21 protein-coding genes are annotated in these 22,005 nt (G+C 60.6%); 6 read left to right on the forward strand and 15 right to left on the reverse strand.

What is annotated here, in order from left to right; genetic code table 11:
• Window positions 1-612: 612 nt before the first annotated feature.
• Window positions 613-1,395 carry an AraC family transcriptional regulator gene (locus ACQZ6J_RS29195; protein ID WP_449086579.1) on the reverse strand — a complete coding sequence of 261 codons (783 nt, stop codon included), beginning with the start codon at window positions 1,393-1,395 and terminating at the stop codon, window positions 613-615.
• Window positions 1,396-1,500: 105 nt separating this feature from the next.
• Between ACQZ6J_RS29195 and ACQZ6J_RS29200 the strand changes: the two genes are divergently transcribed.
• On the forward strand, window positions 1,501-1,917 hold the full coding sequence (locus ACQZ6J_RS29200; RefSeq protein WP_449086580.1) for a nuclear transport factor 2 family protein: 417 nt from the start codon (window positions 1,501-1,503) through the stop codon (window positions 1,915-1,917).
• Between the two features lie 39 nt (window positions 1,918-1,956).
• On the opposite strand, the gene ACQZ6J_RS29205 is transcribed toward ACQZ6J_RS29200, so the two are convergent.
• On the reverse strand, window positions 1,957-2,799 hold the full coding sequence (locus ACQZ6J_RS29205) for an alpha/beta hydrolase (RefSeq protein WP_449086581.1): 843 nt from the start codon (window positions 2,797-2,799) through the stop codon (window positions 1,957-1,959).
• Between the two features lie 182 nt (window positions 2,800-2,981).
• Between ACQZ6J_RS29205 and ACQZ6J_RS29210 the strand changes: the two genes are divergently transcribed.
• Window positions 2,982-4,253, forward strand: a complete 1,272-nt coding sequence (locus ACQZ6J_RS29210) for a metal-dependent hydrolase family protein (RefSeq protein ID WP_163989355.1) — start codon at window positions 2,982-2,984, stop codon at window positions 4,251-4,253.
• 65 nt (window positions 4,254-4,318) lie between these two features.
• Here ACQZ6J_RS29210 and ACQZ6J_RS29215 read toward each other — a convergent pair whose 3' ends face one another.
• From ACQZ6J_RS29215 to ACQZ6J_RS29240, 6 genes are all read right to left on the reverse strand, one after another.
• A complete protein-coding gene (locus ACQZ6J_RS29215; RefSeq protein ID WP_449086582.1) occupies window positions 4,319-4,849 on the reverse strand; it encodes a hypothetical protein in 531 nt (176 codons plus the stop codon).
• Window positions 4,846-6,228 (reverse strand): substrate-binding domain-containing protein, encoded by a 1,383-nt coding sequence (locus ACQZ6J_RS29220; protein ID WP_163989351.1) that lies wholly within the window; start codon window positions 6,226-6,228, stop codon window positions 4,846-4,848. Before ACQZ6J_RS29220 ends, ACQZ6J_RS29215 begins: the two co-directional genes overlap by 4 nt.
• Window positions 6,229-6,337: 109 nt before the next feature.
• Window positions 6,338-7,363: an ABC transporter ATP-binding protein gene (locus ACQZ6J_RS29225; RefSeq protein WP_449086583.1), complete on the reverse strand. Its 1,026-nt coding sequence runs from the start codon at window positions 7,361-7,363 to the stop codon at window positions 6,338-6,340.
• 31 nt (window positions 7,364-7,394) lie between these two features.
• Window positions 7,395-8,276 (reverse strand): ABC transporter permease subunit, encoded by an 882-nt coding sequence (locus ACQZ6J_RS29230; RefSeq protein WP_204326702.1) that lies wholly within the window; start codon window positions 8,274-8,276, stop codon window positions 7,395-7,397.
• Complete coding sequence (locus ACQZ6J_RS29235; RefSeq protein ID WP_449086584.1) at window positions 8,273-9,181, reverse strand: carbohydrate ABC transporter permease; 909 nt, start codon at window positions 9,179-9,181, stop codon at window positions 8,273-8,275. The genes ACQZ6J_RS29230 and ACQZ6J_RS29235 overlap by 4 nt, the downstream gene beginning before the upstream one ends.
• Before the next feature lie 73 nt (window positions 9,182-9,254).
• Window positions 9,255-10,577 carry an ABC transporter substrate-binding protein gene (locus tag ACQZ6J_RS29240; protein ID WP_449086585.1) on the reverse strand — a complete coding sequence of 441 codons (1,323 nt, stop codon included), beginning with the start codon at window positions 10,575-10,577 and terminating at the stop codon, window positions 9,255-9,257.
• A gap of 373 nt (window positions 10,578-10,950) precedes the next feature.
• On the opposite strand from ACQZ6J_RS29240, the gene ACQZ6J_RS29245 reads away from it, so the two are divergent.
• A complete protein-coding gene (locus tag ACQZ6J_RS29245; RefSeq protein WP_449086586.1) occupies window positions 10,951-12,120 on the forward strand; it encodes a Gfo/Idh/MocA family protein in 1,170 nt (389 codons plus the stop codon).
• Between the two features lie 13 nt (window positions 12,121-12,133).
• The gene (locus ACQZ6J_RS29250) at window positions 12,134-12,895 is read left to right on the forward strand and encodes a sugar phosphate isomerase/epimerase family protein (protein WP_449086587.1); all 762 of its coding nucleotides are present in this window, start codon (window positions 12,134-12,136) and stop codon (window positions 12,893-12,895) included.
• A gap of 196 nt (window positions 12,896-13,091) precedes the next feature.
• Here the strand turns inward: ACQZ6J_RS29250 and ACQZ6J_RS29255 are convergent, their stop codons facing one another.
• Window positions 13,092-13,994 carry an NAD-dependent epimerase/dehydratase family protein gene (locus ACQZ6J_RS29255; RefSeq protein ID WP_449086588.1) on the reverse strand — a complete coding sequence of 301 codons (903 nt, stop codon included), beginning with the start codon at window positions 13,992-13,994 and terminating at the stop codon, window positions 13,092-13,094.
• 113 nt (window positions 13,995-14,107) lie between these two features.
• On the opposite strand from ACQZ6J_RS29255, the gene ACQZ6J_RS29260 reads away from it, so the two are divergent.
• Window positions 14,108-14,920 carry a helix-turn-helix domain-containing protein gene (locus tag ACQZ6J_RS29260; protein WP_449086589.1) on the forward strand — a complete coding sequence of 271 codons (813 nt, stop codon included), beginning with the start codon at window positions 14,108-14,110 and terminating at the stop codon, window positions 14,918-14,920.
• A gap of 109 nt (window positions 14,921-15,029) precedes the next feature.
• Here the strand turns inward: ACQZ6J_RS29260 and ACQZ6J_RS29265 are convergent, their stop codons facing one another.
• Window positions 15,030-16,004: an SDR family NAD(P)-dependent oxidoreductase gene (locus ACQZ6J_RS29265; protein WP_449086590.1), complete on the reverse strand. Its 975-nt coding sequence runs from the start codon at window positions 16,002-16,004 to the stop codon at window positions 15,030-15,032.
• Window positions 16,005-16,144: 140 nt separating this feature from the next.
• Here ACQZ6J_RS29265 and ACQZ6J_RS29270 point away from each other — a divergent pair, with 140 nt between their 5' ends.
• Window positions 16,145-16,732 carry a TetR/AcrR family transcriptional regulator gene (locus ACQZ6J_RS29270; protein WP_348643501.1) on the forward strand — a complete coding sequence of 196 codons (588 nt, stop codon included), beginning with the start codon at window positions 16,145-16,147 and terminating at the stop codon, window positions 16,730-16,732.
• A gap of 198 nt (window positions 16,733-16,930) precedes the next feature.
• Here ACQZ6J_RS29270 and atzF read toward each other — a convergent pair whose 3' ends face one another.
• From atzF to biuH, 5 genes are read right to left on the reverse strand one after another with little or no spacing between them, the layout of a single operon-like run.
• Window positions 16,931-18,730: an allophanate hydrolase gene (atzF, locus tag ACQZ6J_RS29275; RefSeq protein ID WP_449086591.1), complete on the reverse strand. Its 1,800-nt coding sequence runs from the start codon at window positions 18,728-18,730 to the stop codon at window positions 16,931-16,933.
• Entirely contained in the window at window positions 18,727-19,080 is a 354-nt protein-coding gene (locus tag ACQZ6J_RS29280; RefSeq protein WP_163989323.1) for a cupin domain-containing protein, read from the reverse strand. The genes atzF and ACQZ6J_RS29280 overlap by 4 nt, the downstream gene beginning before the upstream one ends.
• The gene (locus ACQZ6J_RS29285; protein WP_449086592.1) at window positions 19,073-19,741 is read right to left on the reverse strand and encodes a cysteine hydrolase family protein; all 669 of its coding nucleotides are present in this window, start codon (window positions 19,739-19,741) and stop codon (window positions 19,073-19,075) included. The genes ACQZ6J_RS29280 and ACQZ6J_RS29285 overlap by 8 nt, the downstream gene beginning before the upstream one ends.
• The gene (locus tag ACQZ6J_RS29290) at window positions 19,741-21,291 is read right to left on the reverse strand and encodes an ABC transporter ATP-binding protein (protein WP_449086593.1); all 1,551 of its coding nucleotides are present in this window, start codon (window positions 21,289-21,291) and stop codon (window positions 19,741-19,743) included. Before ACQZ6J_RS29290 ends, ACQZ6J_RS29285 begins: the two co-directional genes overlap by 1 nt.
• A complete protein-coding gene (biuH, locus tag ACQZ6J_RS29295) occupies window positions 21,288-22,004 on the reverse strand; it encodes a biuret amidohydrolase (RefSeq protein ID WP_449086594.1) in 717 nt (238 codons plus the stop codon). The genes ACQZ6J_RS29290 and biuH overlap by 4 nt, the downstream gene beginning before the upstream one ends.
• Window position 22,005: the final 1 nt, after the last annotated feature.

A 22,005-nucleotide genomic window follows, 5' to 3' on the forward strand; every position in this document is an offset into this window, starting at 1 on the left:
ATGATATTGGCGCTCATCGCATCGAGCGCACCGGTTTTCATCGTTCCAGCAGCACCATGGAGTCCTAACATCACCGTCATATCCTTCCGGCTATTCAACCACTGATTTATTCAACGCGGGGGGCTAATTCGTTCGAATTCGTAAAATTAGTATTCTCAATTTTATTAATCTATAATACTTAACAAAGACTTTAGCATGTGGTTTTACGCTTTCTTTACTTCGTGAACCGGATTGCAATACCTGAGGCGGGTAGTTTAGTTTAGCGCGTATGTAGAATTCCATGTAACGTTCGCGTTCTTGTTGCGCTTTTATGTTTTCGAGTGCCCACGAGACGAAAGCTGTCAATTTGCAATTCGAACCTAGGTTGCAGCGCCTGATGATGATTTCGATTGCTGGCGAACGATCTGCAACCTAGGAGTTTATCCCTTGCTCAAGTGCATGGAGGCTTCGATTCCCATGCGCCCCTCGAGCTATTCTCGGATTTCCATGAGAAGCAGCCATTGCTTTCCTGAGATTGAAATTGCGCGACCACTACATTCATTCGCGCGCAATATTCACGCCGACACCGGCGCGTCCGATGGCGATCCGGACTCCCTCCGCTGGTATCTTCGTTCAGGTGTGCCCGCGCTTGAAGTAGCGCGCGGGTGTCGTGCCGAAATGGCCGCGGAACAATTCGATGAAGGCACTCACCGTTTCGTAACCCAGATCGAAAGCAATGGTGGTGACCGAGTTTCCGGCCGCCAGCATTTCCAGGGATCGCAATAGCAGCGCGCGCTGTCGCCAGGCGCTGAATGTCAGGCCGGTTTCCAACACGAATCGCCGGCTCAAGGTACGCGGTGCAATACCCGCAAAAGCGGCCCAATCCGCCATGTGCTGCCGTGTTGCCGGATCATCGGCAAGAGATCGCGCAATTTTCTGCAGTCGCGGATCGGTCGGCATCGGCAATTCAAATGCCTCTTCCGGCGTTGTGGCGATCTCATCCAGAATGACGCCGGCGATGCGTTCCTGCGCCGGAGTAAGCGATCCGCCCGGCCAATTCGCCGCACGGGCTACCGCCTCGTTCAACAGGCCCGAAAGGCGGATGACGCGCGGCCTGTCCGGCAGGGCGAGGCAGGCAGCTTCCGCCACATACACGCTCCAGCCGTGGAAGGCGCCGTGTGAAACAAACTCGTGCTCGACATGCGGGGGAAGCCATATCGCGTTGATGGGCGGAATGAGCCAGCGACCGTCATCGGTCCCCAGCGCGATCAGGCCCTGCATCGTACCAAGCAATTGACCGCGCGCATGGCCATGTCGATCGGTGCGCCGCATTTCGCCCTGTTGCCGGCGGGTGGCAAGGATCACCGGTTCCGCCGTTGAATCAAGACGAAGGGGATCGATCAGGAAATCGTGCATGGCCTCAAACCCGTATTGAATGGCCTGGATACGTTAGCAGCGCAAAATCCTTCGAGCTAGATACGAGATCGTCGCAACTCATGAAGCACCACGGAGAACCCAACCATGACCAAGACCGCCATGACACAAGAGGAAGTCCACGACCTGCTCCGCCGCATGTTTGACGCCTTCACCAATCCGGCCACCAAGGCGGAGCAATTCGCCGAGCTGCTGACGCCCGACTACATCCAGCGTGTCGATGGCAAGCAGCTCGACTATGAAGGTTTCCTTCGTCACAGCGAGGCGCTCAAAGCCAGCCTTGTTTCGAGCAGCGTTACGTTCGAGCACATCGTTACCGACGGAGTTTCCGCGGCGACGGTTCACATTGCCGAAGCCGTGAAGACCGGCGGCGAGCGCATTCGCCTCAAAGTGGTCGCCTACTATCAGTTTTGCGGAAATCGCATCAGCCTGGTGGACGAGCTGACACACCTTGTCGAGGGTTCGGCGCAAGACCAGGATCTGGGTTCGCGAATGCCGGGCTGAGGGACGGGACACGGCAACGGACGTGTGACCGATGGCGCATCAATATCCCCGGATTGACGCCTCGGTCTCCAGAAACTCTCGAAAATGACATCCCATCTGCGTGCTCGCGTCGCCCATGTCGCGTACGATCGACATGTGATCGGCGCCGCGGATATGAAGCTGAAGGCTGGATGATGTCATGTTTCCAAGGGCTTGCGCCTGTTCGATGAAGGGCCTTGTTTCCTTGCCGCCGACCGCGATCGTGATGCCCGTGCCGGGGCGAGGCTTCGAATTGAGCGGAGACCATTCCACGGTCTCGTCATCCCGCAGCGATATTTCGGCCTGCAGGAAGCTGGAGACGATCGGTCGTAGATCATAAATTCCGCTGACCAGAAGGATCGATTTGACCGGTGTCGGCTGAAAGCCGGTCTCGGACGGCCCGCGGGCGGTGAGATAGAAGGCGAGATGCGCCCCGGCGGAATGACCACTTGCCGATATCGCCTCGGGATTTCCGCCGAAACTCGAGGCGTTGCGTTCCAGCCAGCGTACCGCGCCGCGAACCTGCTCGACCAGCGCGGCCATCCTCATTTTGGGGAGCCGGCCGTATTCCACTATGGCGGCGATCGAGCCTGCGGCGCAAACCGTGTTCGCGATGAAGGCATAGTCTTCCTTGACGTTTGCCCGCCAATATCCGCCGTGAACGAAGATATGGATCGGGCACCTGCCATCCGCATTCTCGGGGAAGAACAGGTCGAGACGATCGGAAGGACCGGGGCCATAGGCCATATCGGTCCTCGCCGACCATCGTGATCGTGCGGCATCGCTTGCCCGGCGATATTCCTCGGAGATGGGATCGAATTCGGGAACATGCGCCCGGATACGGAACGGATCGGTCTCAGACATGGGTCAATCCAGAATTGGCAAGGTATGCCTGCACAGAAGACAAGAGAGCGTCTTCCGTCAATTGATGTGTCTCAAATGGACGACTCCCCACCATGAAACGGCGTGGCGAGTTCGAAACCGCCCTCATATCCTTCTCGCCACCTGCCGCCAGAACGACCGGCGGAACCATGTGGAGGAAAAGAATGGGCTCTTATCTATTTCGAAACGTCACGGTCTGGGACGGCATCAATGACGAAGCCTACAACGGCGAGGTACTCGTCGAGGGCAACCGGATCAGGACCGTCGCGCGGGGCTCGAACCAGATCAGCAGCGAGAACGCCGCCGAAGTGATCGATGGCCGTCAGCGCTTTCTGATGCCCGGCCTCGTGGAGGGCCATTGCCATCTTTCCTTTGTCGGACCGACGCGAAACCAGGACCTCGGCGAGATCCCGCCAGAGGAGCATCTGCTCAAAACCTGCCGCAACGCCACGATGATCCTCAACCACGGTTTCACGTCATGCTATTCCGCCGCCTCCGCGAAGCTGCGCATCGACGTCGTCGTCCGCCAGGAAATCGAGGATGGCTATCTTGCCGGCCCGCGCTACAAGGCGGCCGGCCCCGAAATCACCGTGACTGGAGGTCTCGGCGACGAACGCAAGGCGCACATGCATGCTGAAAGCTTCGGGATGCTCGCGGATGGGCCGGACGAGATACGGCGCGCTGTTCGGCTTTGCTGCAGGGAAAACGTCGACAACGTGAAGTTCAACGTTTCCGGCGACGAGTTCGTGGGGCATGCCAGAGCGGAAATCGTGTCTCTGTCGGAAGAGGAGCTGCGTATCGGAGTGGAGACCGCCCATGATTGGGGAAAGCGCGTCGCCTGCCATAGCCGGGCGGCGGAGTCGGTAAAGCGGGCGGTGCGGGCCGGCGTCGACTGCATCTATCATTGCGATTTTGCCGATGAGGAGGCGCTCGACATGCTCGAGGCCGCCAAGGATCGCGTGATCGTTGGCCCGGCCTTCGGCCTTGTGCATAATTCGGTATTCGAGGGGGATGTCGTCGGGCTGACGAAAGACGTGGTCGACAGAATGGGGCTGCCGAGAAAGCTTGAGCATACGGTTGCCACCTATCACGAAATGCGCAGACGCGGCATGCGCGTCGTCGTCGGCGGAGACTATGGTTTCACCATTACGCCCATGGGGCAGAACGCCCGGGATATCGGCCATTTCGTCAAGTTTTTCGGCTACAGCCCGGCCGAAGCGTTGAAATGTGCAACGGCTGTTGGCGGCGACCTCATGGGTCACAAGGGCGAGCTCGGCGTGATTTCCGAGGGTGCCTTGGCGGACATCCTGCTTGTCGACGGGAATCCGCTGCTGGATCAGTCCGTTCTGGTCGGTCCCTCGAAATTCGACATGATCATGAAGGACGGGTCCATGTACCGCGATCCCCGCACGTCGCAGGCGTGGCGTTCGCATTGAGGCCGGCCGCAGGGTTTCGGCCGACGGAACCCTGCCATGTCCGGTTGGGCTCACGAGCGAATTGCTCAGGCGCGCAGAAAGTTTTCCAGTTCCCTGGCCGTTGTCGCCGCGAGCTCCTCGCATCGTCCGAGGTCCTCGGCTCCGGTGTCGGGGTGTGGCGTGACGCGCAGCAGCGCGACTTCGGCGCATTGATATTTAAGGGAGATCATGATCGGTGGCTTGCGCGGCTTGCCGTGATCCCATCTGGCGGCATAGTTCAGCAGCATCGTGAACTTGGCGCCGTCGGAGGCGAGCAACGCTATCGAAGCGTTCGTTCTTTCGCGAAGCCAGGGAAGGAGTGTCTGCGCTGGACCGAACAAGGGCCCGACCCGCATTCCCGCATAGGCGAATTCTCCGGCGGCATTGCCCGGCAGAAGGTGTCCGTTCGGGTGCCTCGATACCAACCCCGCCGCTTCCATCCGCTTGACGACGTCAAATGCGGTCGAGCGCACGATTCCCTCGCTCTCGACGAGGCTGGCGACATTCTCCACGTTGCCATCCGCGATCCGTGAAAAGATCCGGGCGAATGCCGCGATGCCGGCCGATTCCTTGCTCATGGACCGAGCCTCGGTTCGGCGGAGGAGCGATTGTGATGGTTGCCCGGATAGTTCACCTTGAATGCCGCCGGGTTATAGGCCGCGCCCAATCCTGCGCCCATGATAAGCTCGTCCGGCATATCCCACCGCACGCGTTCTTCCGCCCAGAGGTGCGGTTTCGTCGGCCTTGTTCCACCCGTCCTCGTCGTGATGAAGGGAGAGGCGACGTCGAGATATTTTGGAATCCAGCTTCCCCTCAGGGCGCATAGCAGGATTTCAAACGCCCTGATCCCCATCACCGGCGGATAGTCGATCGATCCAAGCGGTACGCCCGCTCCCAGGGCAAGCTTGTACGAAAGGTTGAGATCGCCTCCGGTGTGCGGCGGAACGTGGCCAGGCTTGTAGCCAGCATCCAGAAACGCCTGGATCGAACCGGCGGAATTCAAACCGCTGTCGCACCACACGCCGGCGATCCGTTCGCCATGGTGTTCGATGACCTCCATTGCCGTTCCATAGGCTCTGTGCCGGTTGAAGTCGGTGGAACTGGCGACGACCGTGCGGATATTCGGATATCGCGCAAACACCTGCGCCGCCGCCGCCTGCCGGCTCTGCGTGAGTTCCGGATCCGCATGGCCGAAGAGCATCATCACGAGCCCGTTTCCCTCAAGCGTCCGGGCAAGCCATTCGGCTGTGAGTTTTCCGATCGTCACGTTGTCGGACGTCACGAAGCTGGCGCACGGCAGGTTCGGAGTGCCGCCACGCTCGACGAAGACGACCGGGACGCCGTGTCTCATGAGATGTGCGGACACAGGCGCGAGTTTACGGGGGGAAACGGCGCTGACCAGAAGTCCGTCGACACCGCTTTTTTCGAGAGAGAGAATATCTTCCGTCTGCTTTTCCGCATCGCCGTCGGCGTGCACGACGGTAACGCATTCCAAGATGTCGCTTAGTCTCGAGGCGGCAAATTCAACGCTGTGGACGAGGGCGACCTGCCATGGATTGTCCATTGCGCCATTCGAAAAGCCGATGCGGAACCGCTTGCGGCGCGTCGCTATCGCCGGCCGTGACAAGGGCGGCGGCTTCGGCGCTGCGATTTCGGTCGAAGTGACGACCGGACGGACTGCCTCGCCCAACAGATGATCCCGCTTTCGGTCGGCGACCTGCATTTCATGGCAGAACGCCGAAACCAGCTTGTTGGCTACCGGTCCGACGCCGACCTTGCCTCTGGAACAGATAACGATGCCATGCTGTGCGAGAATCCGGGTCATGCGGTGAAAGCTGGCGCGAGGGATTCCCAATTCCGCCGCCAGAGCCGAGCTGGGACCGCTTCCGCCGCGGCGCGCGAGCGCCAAGATGATGTCGAGCGCGGCATCGACGCCATTCCGTTGCAAACCAGCCATATCGTCTCCTCCCTACGACATTGCCAGGGAGAAGAGTCGCTTAAAATCGATGCAAGTCAACGGGATTGTCTCAAATGCCGGACTCGGATCTCCGATTGACAGGTCATCGTCATCTGCCGATCGCCATTCCATGCGCGTCGAAGGCATGGACCCGGTTTTCCTGGAAGCCGATGCGAATTTGCTGGCCCACGGCGGCAGCGGCGTCGCGCGGTGCCCGTATCGTTATGAGATCTCCGTCCTTCAGAGCGACGTAGGCGAACGTGTCCGATCCCAACCGTTCCACGACTTCGACCTTCGCGTCGAGGTGACCCTTGCCGTCCTCGGCGATATAGATGTCTTCCGGCCTGATTCCGATATGGGTCGCCTCGCCTGAGGCACCGGGCATCGAAATCCCACCGAGCCGGGCCGGCAGAATGTTCATTTTGGGCGACCCGATGAATTGCGCCACGAAAAGATTTGCCGGGCGCTCGTACAGGTCAAGCGGGCTTCCCGTCTGCTGGATAATGCCCTTGTCGAGGACCACGATGCGATCCGCGAGCGTCATCGCTTCCGTCTGGTCATGCGTGACGTAGATCATCGTCGCCCCGAGTCTCTGGTGAAGCTTTGCGATTTCAAGCCGCATCTCGACCCGCAGCGCCGCATCCAGATTGGACAACGGCTCATCGAACATGAAGGCGACCGGTTCGCGGACGATCGCGCGCCCGATGGCAACCCTCTGGCGTTGTCCGCCGGACAGCTCCCTCGGTTTCCTCTCCAGCAGATGGGTAAGCTGCAGGAGCGCCGCAACCTTTTCGACCTGAAGCCGAATCTCCTCGCGCGGCACCTTGGCAACTTCCAGCGCGAAGGACATGTTCGCGCGCACGGTCTTGTGCGGATAGAGCGCGTAGGATTGGAAGACCATCGCCAGTTCGCGTTCGGCCGGCCCCAGAGCCGTCACGTCCCGGCCATCGATCATGATCGACCCGCCGGTCGTCTCCTCAAGGCCGGCGACAAGGCGCAGGAGCGTCGACTTGCCGCTGCCCGACGGGCCGACGAACACCACGAACTCCCCGTGCCCGATCGTCAGATCGACACCGGGAATGATATTGAGCGCCCCGAACGATTTGCGGACGGACTTGAGCTCGATGACTGCCATGGAAACTGCTCCGAATTGCCTGGTAGGTCCGCTATGCCTTGACGCCGCCCGAACTGAGGCCGCCTTGCCAATAGCGTTGCATGAAGAGAAAAGCCGCAACGACCGGGAGGATGCTGACGAGCGCACCTGTCATCACGACGGAAAAGAGAACGGATCCGCCGCTGCCCGCCGTGGCAAGCTGATACCATTGCGACAGGCCGACCGTGACCGGGAAATTGTCGGAGGAGCTCAGCATGACCAGCGGCAGGAAGTAGTTGTTCCATGTCGAGACGAACGCCAGGATCAGCACGGTCGCGAAGCCGGGCATCAGCAGGCGAAATGCGACACTGGAGAAAATATGGAACTCGCCGGCGCCATCGACGCGACCTGCTTCGATCAGTTCGTTGGAGAGCGCGTCCTGCGCGTAGACGCGCATCAGAAAGACACCTGGCGGGAATACCAGCGAAGGCAGGATCATTGCCAGCGGTGTGTTGACAAGGCCCACCTTTGACAGAAGCAGGAAGATCGGGATGACGAGCGCCGTTTGCGGGATCATCACCGCGCCGAGCACGAGTGCGAACATGAGACGCTTGCCGGCAAACTCGTATTTGGCGAAGGCGTAGCCGGCAAAGGTCGCGAAGAAGGCTGCTCCAGCCCCGGATATCACGGCGTAGAGGATGGTGTTCAGCAGCCATCGCGAGAAGATCCCATCCTGAAACGTGAAGAGATCGCGAATGTTCTGCACCAGATGGAAATCGCTCGAAAACCAAAGACCGAACGTCCCGAAGAGGTCGGCGTTGGTCTTCGTTGCGGAGACGATGACATAGAGCAGCGGGATGAAAGTATAGATGAAATAGAGAACCAGGGCTGCGGTGAGCAACCGGCGGCTGCGGCGAAACGAAGGCGAATTGGCGGTCTTTGAAACGATCGTCACCGTGAAGCCCTCCGGTTGGCAAGAAGCATGAAGGTGTAGGAGGTGATAGCCACGATACCGCCAAGCACGAACGAGATCGCGGCGGAGTAATTGTATTGCTGGTTGGTGAAGGCGAGAGTGTAGGCATAGTAGTTGGGCGTATAGTGGCTGTTGATCAGCCCCGGCGCGAGAGTTCGGATCAGATAGGGCTCGGTGAAAAGCTGAAGCGTGCCGATGATGGAGAACATGATCGTGACGATGACCGTGGGCAGGATCAATGGCAGCTTGATGCTCAATGCGTGCCTCAGGCCGCCGGCACCGTCGACGGCGGACGCCTCTTCGAGATCCTGTGGAACCGCCTGGAGAGCGGAATAGTAGATGATCATGTTGTAGCCCATGTATTCCCACACGGCGATATTGGCGATCGACGGCAGGATCGTGGATTCGGACAGAAAGTTCGGTGCGGGCATTTTTAGGAATGCGGCCAGCTGCGCGAACGGACCGAAGGCAGGCCCATAGAGATATCCCCACAGCAGCGCCGCGATCACCGCCGGCACCGCATAGGGGACGAAGAAACTGACGCGGAAGAAGTTGCGCGCATAGACCCTGCCGCTGTCGAGGATGAGGGCATAGAGGAGCGCCAGACCCAGCATCACCGGAATTTGCATCGCGCCGAACTTGAAGAGAAGAAGAACACCCTCCCAGAAGGATCTATCCGTTAAAGCGCGGACATAGTTCTCGACTCCCACGAAGCGATTGCCGGCGGCCAAGGTCTGGCGGAACAGGCTGAGCCAGAAGGCATAGGCGAGCGGTGCGATGAGAAACGCCGTGAACAGCAGCATGAACGGGAAAAGAAAGAGGTAGGGCGCAACGGACTTGCTTACGAAAATTCGAGCACGCCGCTTTGCTCCATGGACATTGGGCATGGAGTTTTTCCTGGATGAGCTTGATCGGGAGGCGGGGAGGGGCCGGGAGGATGGCCCGACTCCCCGGTCGGGATCAGGAGACAGTAAAGCCCTGATCCTGAGCATAACTCACCACTTTGTCCTGAAGTCTGTCGAAGGCATCCGCCAGAGTTCCGCTTCCTGCGATGGCTGCGGAGAATTCGTCCTGTATCTGCTGGTTCACGTAATCCTGGAACGGCGCAAATTCGAAGGACGGATCGACCTGGTTTTCGGATGCCGCGAAGATCTCGTTGACCGCCTGGCCGCCGTAGAAATCATACTTGTGGCCCATCAGTTCCTTGTCGTCGATGAGTTCCTTCAGCACCGGGAACAGGAATTGCTTGGTGTTCCACAGCCGCGCGGCGTCCGGATCGCTCCCCATGAAGGCCGCGAACATCGCCGCTTCCTTGGGGTGCTTGCATGAGTTCATCACGACGATCGTCGAGCCGCCGAGATTTGCGGTGATCTTGTCGCCCGCCTTCCATTGCGGAAGCGAGGCGGCTCTCCATTTCCCGAAACTCTTCTTCATCGACTGTTGCATGAGGATCGGAGCCCAGGCGGCGGTGACCCAGGTCGCATAGGTGCCGTTGTCCAGCCCAGCGAACCATTCCGTCGTCCAGACGGGTTTCGTGTCGATGGCCTTCGCATCGAGAAGCTTTTGCCAATAGGCGGCCCACTTCTTCGCGACGTCGTCATTGAGCTTGATCTTGATGTTCGTTCCTTCGGTATGGAAAGGTCGCCATCCGGCCTGCCAGAGCAGCGCGACGACCCAGCCGGGATCCGCGGCGCCGAAATCGGTGAGGTAGGTGCCAGGCGCGTCCTTGGCCAATTTTACCGCCGATTCCGCAAAGGCGTCCCAGGTATCGGGCGGCGTGATCTTGTGCGCGTCGAAGACGTCTTCCCGATAGAGAACGCCCATCGGGCCGCTGTCCCATGGAACGCCATAGACCTTGTCGCCATCGCTCACCGCCTTCCACGTCCAGTCGATGAACTTGTCCCTGGTCGAGCTGACGTCCGTCCCAATATCGGTAAGGGCGCCGAGCTGCCTAAAGCTCAGCAGCGAGTTGAATTCCATCTGGGCGAGATCGGGAAGGCCGCTTCCGGCCTCCAGGGCATTGCGAAGCTTCACATAATGGGGCGCGCCCTGACCGACGTTCTCGACCTTTACCGTGATGTTCGGGAACTTCTTCGTAAACATGTCAGCCTGGACCTGCGTGTCGGGCGTCCAGGCCCACATGGTAAGCTCGACTTTCTCCTGCGCGTTTGCAAAGTCCGGCAGCCCCATCAGCATGGGGGCTGCCAATCCAAGGCCTGTGGCTTGCAGAAAATCGCGCCGCCCCAGCGCGCCATGCAGGAGCCGCTTTCCAATGTCTGTCATTATTTGTTCCTCCTCCGATGCCGAACTTATGGGATGGCAGGCCTGCTGCGCATCGATGACCGGCTGACGTTCGTGACGCTTAAGTGGCACCAGAAACGGGGATGGATGTCAAAGCGCCGACAGACCCCTTCGAGCCCATTGTCGCAAACTTCGGACTCGGGCAGGGCTTTCGTCTGGTGACGGGGTGCGGGCGGGCAGGGGTCTCAAGCCACGGGAAATCGGACAGCGCGCCTGGAATGTCCCATTTCTCAAATGGCGGACTCGTCGGGGGGAAACGGCATGGTCGTGACGGCGAACGCCGAATAGTTCTTCTCTCCGGTCGCTGATCGACGCGACCGAACATTGGCGTCAATAAAATCGAGCGGAAGAGCACATGGCGGAAAAGCGTTGGAACGTTGGCATCATCGGATGCGGTCACATATTCGATGCCTATGCGCGCCTTTCGCGCGTCTTTAAGCCGATCAATCTTGTCGCATGCTCGGACGTGGACATATCGATCGGCCAGCGGCGGGCCGGCCAATACGGTCTGCAGGCACTGACCGTCGACGAGCTTCTGGCTCGGCCGGATATCGAAGTCGTCATCAACCTGACGAACCCCAGCAGCCATGCGCTCGTCACCGAGGCGATCCTGAATGCGGGCAAGCACGCATATACCGAGAAACCGCTTGCCCTTGCGATGCCGGACGCAAATCGGTTGCTTGCCACAGCAAAGGCGCAGGGACGGCTCATCGGTTCTGCGCCGGACACTTTCCTTGGAGGCGCGCATCAGGCGGCGAGACGCCTGGTCGATGAAGGAAGGCTCGGCGTGGTGAAGAGCGGCAGCGCTCACTTCATGAACCATGGAATGGAACATTGGCATCCCAATCCCTTCCCTTATTTCCAGGTTGGCGCGGGGCCGGTCCTCGACATGGGCCCCTACTATGTGACGGCCCTTGTCGCGCTGCTCGGACCGGTGCGGCGGGTCGTGGCGCTGGCATCGAAGTTCTTCGAGGAGCGCCAAGTGACCGCGGACGGCCCGGCGAAAAATACCGTGGTGCCGGTGACCACGCCCACCACGAGCCAGGCCTTGATAGAGTTTCGATCCGGCGCTCAGATCCACTTCTCGGTGAGCTACGACAACTGGGGCCATGGACACACCAATCCGATCGAATTGCATGGAACCCGCGCCTCCCTCATGGTGCCGGATCCCAACTATTTCGGCGGCGCTCTGACGATCATCGATGCGGAAGGGCGTCATCCGGTCGAAACCGCGGCAACCGTTTTCGGGAATCTCAACTGGCAGGAACCGGCAGGCGCGACCATAAGCAACTACAGAGGCTTGGGGCTGGCGGATCTTCTCTCGGCAGCCGAGAGCGGCCGCCAGCCAAGAGCTTCCGGCGAACTCTCCCGCCACGTTCTTGAAGTCTTGCTCGGTATTGTCAAATCGGCGGAGGTCAACGATTTCGTCGTGATCGAAAGTACGGTCGAACCGCCGGCTCCCCTCAGTGAAAAAGACGCGGCGCTTCTGAAAGCCGTCGACGCTCCATCCACTTTCATGGCCTAGAAGAGGTTCCCCGATGACGCACTATTCCATCTCGTTCCAGCTCTATTCCTCCCGTCTTTCCCCGCCGATCGAAGCGCATCTTCCGTATCTTGCCGAGGTCGGCTACGACGCTGTCGAGCTCTGGCTTCCGGCCTACGAGACGAACACGACGGACTTCCGTCGACGCATGGATGACGCCGGCCTTGTCTGCTCGGGAATCCATATGCCGCTGACGGGACTGATCAACGAGCCGAACAGGTTCTTTGACTATGCCCATAAGCTGGGAACCCAGACCTTGATCCCACCCTACATTCCTGCCGCCGAACGAAGCGCGACGGCCGACGGATGGCGCAGGGTAGGAGAGAGTTTACGGGTCGGAGCCGAAGCCGCCAGCAAGGAAGGTCTCAAGGTCGCCTGGCATAACCACGATTTCGAATATCATCGGCTGGAAGACCGCAGCCGGCCCATCGACATTCTACTGGAGGCAGCCGGTCCCGGCGTCGATTTCGAAATCGACATCGGCTGGGTTACCCGGGGATGGGCGGATCCGGCGCAGGAACTGCAGAAATATGCCGATCGGATCACGACAATACAGCTGAAGGACACAGCCCCTGCCGGGGTCACGCTCGACGAGGGCTGGGTGCCGACCGGTGATGGAGTAATCGACTGGAAAGGCCTGTATCCGTTGTTTTCCAAGACCCGTGCCGATGTTCTCGTCGTGGAGCACGACAACCCGACCGACTGGAAGGTGTTGGCGAAACGTTCGGCCGATTACATAAAGGCGCTGATCGCATGAGCGACATGGCTGCGCACCCACGGGCTCGAAAGCGAAGCAGGGCCGGGTGATTTAGGCTCCGCAACGGGGACTGTCCGGTCAAACCCTGTATCGCCTCTCTCCGAGGCTCGTCCCTGTCGTCTTGACGCGCATCGGAGAGAAGGGATGACGTCGAGCCGCCGCGCCCTCAGGATTGGGGAACGGCACTCGCCGTCCGCTACCGGGATCGCAGCGTATCCTCGACCATCGCCTCGAGGCTGCTGGCGTAAACGCCGAGTAGCTGCTCGGTGTCCGATGCGTCGATGATGCAGGGTCGCTCGAAGAGGTAGGCCATTTCCGGAATTTCGCGCATGAGCTCGTCATCGCGCCCCAGCGCCTCCAGGTCGTCGCCCGTCAGTGCCTGCAAATCGGGAAGCGGAGCGCCGGCGAATTCGGTGAAGCGAACCGCAAGGTCTCGAACCGAAGCATGCTGTGACGGGACATGGAAAGCCCGTCCCCAATTGCCTGAATAGCGCGACGCTGCAACGAGGGTTCGAGCGACATCCTTGGTAAAGGACCACGCATGCAGGGCGTCGAGATCGCCGGGCATGAAAGCCGGCTTTCCGGCGAGCAGGGGTGGAAGCGTCATGAGCGTGAACAGCGAGCCTGCGCCATCACCCAGATAGTCGCTCGCGCGCACCTCAAGGGCCGGAACATTGGAGGTCAGGGCACGCTCCCACATCGCGGTCCTGACCTGGCCCTTGATGCTTGTCGGCGCCAATGGCGCGGTGGGGACGAGTGGCGATGCCGCTCCTTTGCCATATCCGTAGACATTTCCAAGCACGACCAGGCGAGCCCCGGCAATTTCCGCCGCTGTCGCGACCCCATCCATGATCGGCGGAAAATCCGTCGGCCATCGGGTGTAAAGCGCCATGGCGCACATGAAGATCGTTTCCGCACCGGCACTGATCCGGGCGAGTTCCTGCCCGTTCCGGGCATCGAGTGCCACACCGTCGATGCCGGTGCCCTCGGGCGCGGCGCCGCCTCTGCTGACCAGCCGCACCTCATGTCCCTCGGCTGCGAGAAGACGCGCCGTCGCGCGTCCGACAGGGCCGGCGCCGACCACCACAAACAAAGCCATCTGAAATCTCCGTGGATATTGAACCGGAGGTAATATTTTCCCCCAAGCGTTGAAAGTCGCGCAGGAAACGCCGATCTTTGAGCATGTTCTGCTTTAAGTCCGGGGCAATCTTCATGCATGATTTGACTGGCTCAACATGGCCGCCGATCGGCGTCAGCGTCTCGCCGCGGCGCAACGAGGCCGGGCCGATCCTTTTGCGGCCGATCGACCATCACCGTATTGTCGTCCATACCAGCCGAAAGACCTGGTCCATCTGCCTAGCGGCAGGCACGCGTCACCTGCGTCAGGAAGGCGACATCGATCTCGTTCCGGCCGGTGAGGAGGGTGGTTACGAAGCCGAAACGGCCTGCGAGGCGTTGGAAATCCGGCTTGCGCCTGCCGTCCTCCAGCGCGTCGCCCACGAGATGGGCCGCGGCGACAGGCAATCGAGGTTCGAAACGCGGCACATTTTGAGAAACGAAAGCATCGTCCATCTGGCGCGGGCACTGGACAGCGAGCAGCAGGCCGGCGCGCCCAGCGGCTCCCTCTATGCCGACACCATCGGCATCGCGCTCGCGACGCAACTCGTGAGCCTGTCGAAGACGACGATCGATCGGAGGGGCGGGCTTTCGTCCGAGCAACTGAGGCGGTTGTTCGATTTCGTCGAAGCTCATATCGATCAGTCCTTGACGATCGAGGTGCTCGCTCGCGAGGCTGGTGCAAGCAGCTCGCACTTGCGCCATTGGTTCAAACAGGCCACCGGCACAACCGTTCATCGCTATGTCTTGCAGCGGCGCGTCGAAAGGGCGCGATTCCTGCTCCTGCAGGAAAGGTTGAGCGCGGGCGAGGTGGCGTTGGCCGCCGGCTTCTCGCATCAGTCGCATATGGCGCGATGGATGCGCCTTGTGCTGGGCTACACGCCGCGCCGGTTGCGAGGGGAGCAGTGACATCCGCGCCGGCACGTCAAAAACTGATCCCGTTCTCTTGTCGTCAAGTCCGGCGACACGCCAAGATGAGCGCCGGCCGGTTTTTCCCTGGCCGGCGCAGTCGTTCTTGTCAGATGGCGAAGCTCTCGCCGACCATTTCCTCGCTTTTGGCCCAGAGCGCCTTTGCGTGCTCGGGATCAAGCGCGTAAGAGCGCACGCCCTCGCTGATCGGATTGATCAGCCCTTCCGTCACCACGGATACATGGCAATTCTCACAATATTTGCCGCCGACTTCGCCTGCTTCGGCAACGACACCGGCCCAGACGGATGTGGCGGCACCCTGCGGTATCGTCTTGAACTGGAAGGGGGGCTTGCCATCTGCGGCCAGCTCGGCGTTGATCCTCGTCAGCATCTCCTCCAACGCATTTGAGGGAAGATGACGGCCGAGTTCGGTCTGGATGCCTCCCGGATGGATCGCCGTCGCCCGCACGCCGCGCGCCCGATGACGCCGGTCGAATTCGACCGCAAAGAGGATATTGGCGGTCTTGGAGCGGCCATAGGCCACCCAGGGGTCGTATTCCTTGCGCTCGAAATTGGGATCTTCGAGATCGACATCGGCGAAGCGATGGCCCGAAGACGAAACATTCACGAGCCGCCCACCGGGTGCAATCAACGACGCGATACGGTTGACGAAGACGAAGTGGCCGAGGTGGTTGGTGCCGAACTGCGTCTCGAAGCCGTCGGCGGTATGGCCGAAGGGGGCCGCCATGACGCCGGCATTGGCGATCACCAGATCGAAGCGCCGTCCATCCGCAACCAGCCCGTCTGCAGCCTTGCGGACACTGGCAAGTGAGGCGAGATCGAGTTCAATAAGCTCGAGACCGCCGCCGTTTCTGGCATCGCTGCGAACCGGTGCAGTTGCAGTCTCCGCCTTCGCGAGATCACGGGCGGCTCCAACCACCTGTGCGCCATGCGCGGCGAGGGTGCGGGCGGTTTCGACGCCGAGGCCGGCCGAAACACCGGTGACGAGCACGCGTTTGCCGCTGAGGTCGATGCCGGCAAGCACCTCGTCTGTCGTGGAAGTCGCTCCAAAAAGTCCGGTCATGAAAATCTCCTTCAACCGTGGACCCATAGGCACGCCACGACGGCGGGCCATTGCCCGCCGCCCTCGAATGAATTAAGAGGAGGGTGCCTCCGGATTAAATACGGAGGCACCCTCCGTTTATCAAGAGGCATTTCGCGGACGTGACGAAAAAAGGTGATCAGCCCACCGCGCGCAGACCGCGCGCCGATGCCGAGCGAAATCGTGCCCGTCTCATGGAGGCGGCCAAGAAAGCCTTTGCGGAAAAAGGTGCCGATGCCAGCCTGGAGGAGATCGCGCGCATCGCCGGTGTCGGCATCGGCACGCTCTATCGTCATTTCCCGACCCGCGATGCGCTGATCGGCGATGTCTATCGCAACGAGACGGAACAGCTTGCCAAAGCGGCGGCCGAACTTGCCGAGAGCCTTCCGCCGAAGGAGGCGCTACGTCAATGGATGCTGGTATTCATAGACTATATGGCGACCAAGTATGGGATGTATCCGGTGCTGAATTCGCTGGTAGGCGGCACATCGACGCTTTACGCCGCCTCCGGCCCACTGATCAGCGGATCGATTGAAATGCTGACGGCGCGCGCAGTGGAAAACGGCGATATCCGGCTCGGCATTTCGCCCCTTGACCTTCTACGGGCCATCAGCGGTCTAGCGAACAACAACGGACCAGAATGGAAAGACGCCGCCAAGCGCCTGGTCGACATCATGATCGCCGGCATCGAAATCCGGCCGAATACGTAAGGGCTGGAAACTTCCTCTTTCATTGGTAAAGCGAGTGCGGCTCATACCGAGCCGTTGCGGGGTCTCCGCGACCGGATAACCGCGTATCGATGATACATCGCTCCGCATCATGCCCGAATTCGCCGCTGAAATTTGATTTGTCCATAACTGTTTCCCTGTCTCGGTTCCGGAAAACAAGGTGTCCATGGAAGCGCGGCCCTATGTCGTTGCGGCGACATAGTCGCGCCATCCGCCATAATGGGTGATGTCGGTCGCGTCAGCGATGGCGGTGGCTTCGACCAGAAATCCCTTGGCCGAAGTGCCATCAGACAAGAAGAGGGTGCCGATGCTGAGGGGGGATGGGATGGCCGCAACAAATTGACCGAAAGCGGCCGGCGCCATTTGCCAAATCTCGACATCGATTTGACCGCCGGTTCCTTGTGCGACGCGGATCAGCCCCGGCTTGGCCGGTATCTGGCCCGGCAGGGCATAAAGCCGGTAGCAGTCCGAAGTTCGTGCTTTTCCGAGAAGACGGCCGTCAAGGGCAAGCAATTGTGCGTTCAGAGGCATGCCGGAAAGATGGGCGCCGACGACCGCGATATCGACCAGCCCGAGGTCGTCAGCAAAGGTCGTGTCTTTCGTCGCGGGCTGCGGCCACCCAGTCGCGCCCAGCGCCAAGCCACTGTTTTTGTGAATGTCACGGGCGAGCGATGCCGTGAGACCGTCGCGTCCCCAAGGGGCCAAGAGGGTAACGCTGGCTGGGCGGCCATCGCTGCGCGTACCCGCCGGCACTGCTATGCCGCATAGATCGAGCAGATTGACGAAATTGGTGTAGGTGCCGAGACGCGAGTTCTCGCGGATCGGTTCGGCTTCAAGGTCCGCGCGCGTATAGTGTGTCGGGGCGGTTGGCACGCAGAGGACATCGACCGAAGCGATCAGCGGAGCAACCTTCTGTTTCAAGTCTTGCAGCGCATAGAGGCCACGGAAGGCGTCCACGGCCGAAAGCTGTTTGGCGCCGCCATAGATCTTGCGCGTGACAGGGTGAAAGCTTGCCGCGCTGGTGTCGAAGAAATCCTTCACTGCCGCATAGCGTTCCGCGACCCAGGCGCCTTCGTAAAGCAGCTCCGCCACCCGGTAAAAGTCGCCGAAGGGAACCTCCACGAGGCGATGGCCCAGCTCTTTCAACATGCGCAAGGCGTGGTCATAGGCTGCTTCCATGACGGCGTCGCCGAAAAAGAGCCGTTCCGCCTTTGCCGGCACCCCGATCGTTAGGCCCGATGGCGTTCGGCCGAAGCCATCGGTTGGAACGGCTCTCGAGTAGGCGTCCGCGGCATCACGGCGTGCGGCTACCTTGAAGACGCGCCAGGCATCATCGACCGTCAGTGCGAAGATCGAGACGCAATCCAGGGTGCGGCAGGCGGGAATGACACCACTGGTCGACAATGCGCCGAGGCTGGGTTTCATGCCAACAATGTTGTTGAGACCGGCTGGAATGCGACCTGAGCCGGCGGTATCGGTGCCGAGCGCGAAGCTGACGATACCCTGCGCCGTCGCCACGGCCGAGCCGGAGCTCGATCCCCCCGGCACCAAATCGGCATCGATGGCATTGCGCGGAACAGGATGGGGCGTGCGGACGCCGACAAGGCCGGTTGCGAACTGATCGAGATTGGTCTTGCCGATCACCAGGGCGCCGGCCTCTTTCAGCAAGCGAACGACGGTGGCATCCGTTTCCGGCATGTAGGCATAGTCGGGGCAAGCGGCGGTCGTCGGCATGCCCGCAACGTCGATATTGTCCTTGACGGCAAAGGGTATGCCCCAGAGCGGTCTTACCGTCGGATCGAAGGTTTCGAGAGCGATTGCCTGTTCAAGCACGCTCTCCTTGTCGGCAAGGTGCAGGAAAATGCCGGGATCTCCGACCTCGGCGATGCGTGCGAAGACGGCCTCTATAACGGCGGAAATGGTGCCGCCGCTTGCATAGAAGGCGTGCAGGGACGAAATGTCGAAGGCGGGGCTGCTCATGGCGTTTCCTCTTCCAATATTCTGACTGGTCGATCCCATTGGATCAGCACGACGCAGCCTGTGTCGCTCCAGACCGAATGCTCGGTCCCGGCAACATTGACGATATAGCAGCCCTTGGCATAGTCCCCAGCTTCATCCGATTGTATGCCCTCGAGCACGAGAATCGTTTCCAGACCCTCGTGGCGGTGGCGGGGCACAGAAGCGCCGACGTCATATTTCAGCAGGGCGACGCCTGGTTGGTCGCGCTCGAAAGGCTTAATCCAATGGATCGTGACACCGTCCCGAAACGGGCCGAATGTCAGCTCCCTCCAGCCTCCCAGCGTCAGCAGTTCGCGTGTCGTTTCAGGCATGATTGATCGCTTCCAGGATATCGTCGACATGTGCCGTCCAGCCGACGATGGCGCCCTGCGCACGGATCATCGCGATAGTGGCGGCCTTGAACTCGGGAAAATAGCTTTCGGTTGCGTCTTCGGCGAGCAGGCACTCATAGCCGCGGTCGTTGGCCTCGCGCATGGTGGTCTGCACGCAGACTTCCGTGGTGACCCCGGCAAAGACAAGCTGCCTGATATCCTTGCTTTTCAGGATATTGCCGAGCTCGGTAGCGTAGAAGGCGCCCTTGCCCGGCTTTTCGATGACGATCTCGCCGTCGACCGGCGCGAGTTCGGGCAGGATTGACGTACCGGGTTCGCCGGCAATGAGAATGCGGCCCATGGGACCCTCATCGCCGATCCGGAGCGCGGGATTGCCGCGATCGCGCTTGGCGGCTGGAAGATCGGAGAAATCCGGCTTGTGGCATTCCATCGTATGAACAACCGGCAGGCCGGCATCGCGAAATCCCTCGATCAGCCGCTTCACGTCAGGGACGATCCTGGTGATGCGGCTGACATCGTTGCCGAGACTGGCGCCGAATCCGCCCGGCTCGGCGAAGTCGCGCTGCATGTCGATAACGATCAGCGCCAGCTGGTCGCGTTTCAGTGGGAATGCGAAGGGTTCAGCCTTGATCTCCGCCATCAGTGGTGCCCAGCCATGTGCGAACCGATCAAGGAAATATCGGCGGCGCGTGCTGCCGTCTCGTAGACAAGCCTGCCTTCAGAAATCACCATGATGCGATCGGACATTTCCAGCAATTCGTCGAGGTCTTCGGACAGCAGCAGAACCGCGGCCCCTGCATTGCGGGCGCGCATGATTCTTGCCCGGATTTCGGCGACAGCCGAAAAATCGAGCCCGAAGCAGGGGTTTGAAACGATCAACAGGTCAACCTCGCCGGTCAGCTCGCGGGCCAGTACCGCGCGCTGGACGTTGCCGCCCGACAGGGCGGCGATGGGGGACGAGGAGGAGGCGGTCTTGACCTTGAAGTCGGAGATCAGATCGATCGCGCGTTTCTTCATCTTCCCCTTGTTCAGCCAGATCGCATCCGTGCCGTCGGCCTTGAGATCGAAGGTGCGGAAGGCGAGGTTTTCGCTGACGGTCATTTTCGGTGCGCAGGCGTTCTGCAACGGCTCCTCGGGGATGAAGCGCACGTTGTTTTTCCGTGTTTCCTGCCGGGTCGCTCCGTAGGCTGCGCCGTTGACGCTGACCGTACCAGTATCCGTCGGGCGCTGGCCGGCGAGGATTTCGCTCAACTCCTTCTGCCCATTGCCGGAAATGCCGGCGATGCCCACGATTTCGCCGGAGCGCACCGTCAGGCTTTCGATCTCGATTGTCTTCAGGCCGGAGCGATCCGGCGCCTTGACCTGCTCGACCTTCAGCACCGCCTTTGCGGTTTCCGGCACAGGTATGCGCGTATCGAGTTCGGCAAGCTTGACGTCGCCGATCATCATCGCCGCCATGTCGTTGGTCGAGAGTTCGCCGACCTTGCCGCCGCCCATCAGCTTGCCGCGCCTGAGGATAGAGACGGCATCGGCGAATTTCGTGACCTCATGGAATTTGTGCGAAATCATCAGCACGGTGAGTTCGCCGTGCTCTGTCATGCCGCGAACGAGGCCGAGCATTTCGGCAGCTTCGGCTGGCGTCAACACCGAGGTCGGTTCATCGAGGATGAGAAAGCTGCGGCCGAGATAGAGCTGCTTGACGATCTCCAGCTTCTGCTTTTCGCCGGCGGCAAGTTCGCTTACCGGCCGTTCCAGCGGAATCTTAAAGGGCATCCGCTCCATGAAGGCCGCGAGATCCCTGCGTTCTCTGGCCCAGTTGATGACGGCGGGCACTTCGGCGCGGCTGATGACCAGGTTCTCCGCACCGGTCAGGGACGGGACCAGGGTAAAGTGCTGGTAGACCATGCCGAGGCCGTAGGTCGCCGCGTCCTTCGGGGAGGCAACGGTCACCTCCCGCCCATCCACCGACAGCGAGCCCGAGGTCTGGTGGTAGAAGCCCATGATGCATTTGACGAGCGTCGATTTGCCGGCGCCGTTTTCACCGAGCAACGCATGGAACGTGCCGGCGGGGATGTTGATCGAAACATGATCGAGCGCGGTAAAGCTGCCGAAGCGCATCGTCATGTCCAGGGTCTGGATGCCGACTGCCTTGCCGGCTCTGGGAAGGGGCGTGTCGCGGATCGTGCTCATGGCAGCTGGCTCACGAGCGTTTCCGAATTCGAGACGGAGCCGAACACCCCGCCCTGCATTTTGACCATCTTGATCGCGGCGAGGTGATTGCCGTAGTCGGTCGCGCCGCAGCAGTCTTCGAGCAACAGGCATTCGAAGCCCCGGTCGTTCGCTTCGCGCATGGTGGTGTGGACGCAGACGTCGGTGGTGATGCCGGTGAGGATGATGTTTTCGATGCGCTTCTGATTGAGGATCAGCTCGAAGTCCGTGGCGCAGAACGAACCCTTGCCGGGCTTGTCGATGATGGTTTCGCCTTCGATCGGATGGAGTTCGTCGATAATGTCCCAGCCCGGTTCGCCGCGCACGAGAATGCGGCCGCACGGCCCGGGATCGCCTATGCCGGCGTTGATGCGCTGCGAGCGCCAGCGCTTGTTGGCCGGCAGGTCGGCGAGATCGGGGCGATGGCCTTCGCGGGTGTGGATGATGTGGTAGCCCTTGGCGCGCATGGCGGCCAGCACCTTCTTGATCGGCTCGATCGGCGCGCGCACCAGCGACAGGTCGTAGCCCATGTGATCGACATAACCGCCGGGGCCGCAGAAATCGGTCTGCATGTCGATGATGACCAAAGCCGTGTTGTCGGGCCGCAGATTGCCATTATAGGGGTAGGGATAGGGATCGGCGTCGAGATAGGTGAGCTTTTCACCGGTCAGCGCGGGGGCCGCGAGATTGTTCATG

The organism is Rhizobium sp. A37_96 (assembly GCF_053521765.1).

What these genes read in the sequence shown, in the direction of transcription:
- ACQZ6J_RS29195 (WP_449086579.1), bottom strand. Translation starts at nt 1,395, where the DNA reads ATGCACGATTTCCTGATCGATCCCCTTCGTCTTGATTCAACGGCGGAA.
- ACQZ6J_RS29200 (WP_449086580.1), top strand. Translation starts at nt 1,501, where the DNA reads ATGACCAAGACCGCCATGACACAAGAGGAAGTCCACGACCTGCTCCGC.
- ACQZ6J_RS29205 (WP_449086581.1), bottom strand. Translation starts at nt 2,799, where the DNA reads ATGTCTGAGACCGATCCGTTCCGTATCCGGGCGCATGTTCCCGAATTC.
- ACQZ6J_RS29210 (WP_163989355.1), top strand. Translation starts at nt 2,982, where the DNA reads ATGGGCTCTTATCTATTTCGAAACGTCACGGTCTGGGACGGCATCAAT.
- ACQZ6J_RS29215 (WP_449086582.1), bottom strand. Translation starts at nt 4,849, where the DNA reads ATGAGCAAGGAATCGGCCGGCATCGCGGCATTCGCCCGGATCTTTTCA.
- ACQZ6J_RS29220 (WP_163989351.1), bottom strand. Translation starts at nt 6,228, where the DNA reads ATGGCTGGTTTGCAACGGAATGGCGTCGATGCCGCGCTCGACATCATC.
- ACQZ6J_RS29225 (WP_449086583.1), bottom strand. Translation starts at nt 7,363, where the DNA reads ATGGCAGTCATCGAGCTCAAGTCCGTCCGCAAATCGTTCGGGGCGCTC.
- ACQZ6J_RS29235 (WP_449086584.1), bottom strand. Translation starts at nt 9,181, where the DNA reads ATGCCCAATGTCCATGGAGCAAAGCGGCGTGCTCGAATTTTCGTAAGC.
- ACQZ6J_RS29240 (WP_449086585.1), bottom strand. Translation starts at nt 10,577, where the DNA reads ATGACAGACATTGGAAAGCGGCTCCTGCATGGCGCGCTGGGGCGGCGC.
- ACQZ6J_RS29245 (WP_449086586.1), top strand. Translation starts at nt 10,951, where the DNA reads ATGGCGGAAAAGCGTTGGAACGTTGGCATCATCGGATGCGGTCACATA.
- ACQZ6J_RS29250 (WP_449086587.1), top strand. Translation starts at nt 12,134, where the DNA reads ATGACGCACTATTCCATCTCGTTCCAGCTCTATTCCTCCCGTCTTTCC.
- ACQZ6J_RS29255 (WP_449086588.1), bottom strand. Translation starts at nt 13,994, where the DNA reads ATGGCTTTGTTTGTGGTGGTCGGCGCCGGCCCTGTCGGACGCGCGACG.
- ACQZ6J_RS29260 (WP_449086589.1), top strand. Translation starts at nt 14,108, where the DNA reads ATGCATGATTTGACTGGCTCAACATGGCCGCCGATCGGCGTCAGCGTC.
- ACQZ6J_RS29265 (WP_449086590.1), bottom strand. Translation starts at nt 16,004, where the DNA reads ATGACCGGACTTTTTGGAGCGACTTCCACGACAGACGAGGTGCTTGCC.
- atzF (WP_449086591.1), bottom strand. Translation starts at nt 18,730, where the DNA reads ATGAGCAGCCCCGCCTTCGACATTTCGTCCCTGCACGCCTTCTATGCA.
- ACQZ6J_RS29280 (WP_163989323.1), bottom strand. Translation starts at nt 19,080, where the DNA reads ATGCCTGAAACGACACGCGAACTGCTGACGCTGGGAGGCTGGAGGGAG.
- ACQZ6J_RS29285 (WP_449086592.1), bottom strand. Translation starts at nt 19,741, where the DNA reads ATGGCGGAGATCAAGGCTGAACCCTTCGCATTCCCACTGAAACGCGAC.
- ACQZ6J_RS29290 (WP_449086593.1), bottom strand. Translation starts at nt 21,291, where the DNA reads ATGAGCACGATCCGCGACACGCCCCTTCCCAGAGCCGGCAAGGCAGTC.
- biuH (WP_449086594.1), bottom strand. Translation starts at nt 22,004, where the DNA reads ATGAACAATCTCGCGGCCCCCGCGCTGACCGGTGAAAAGCTCACCTAT.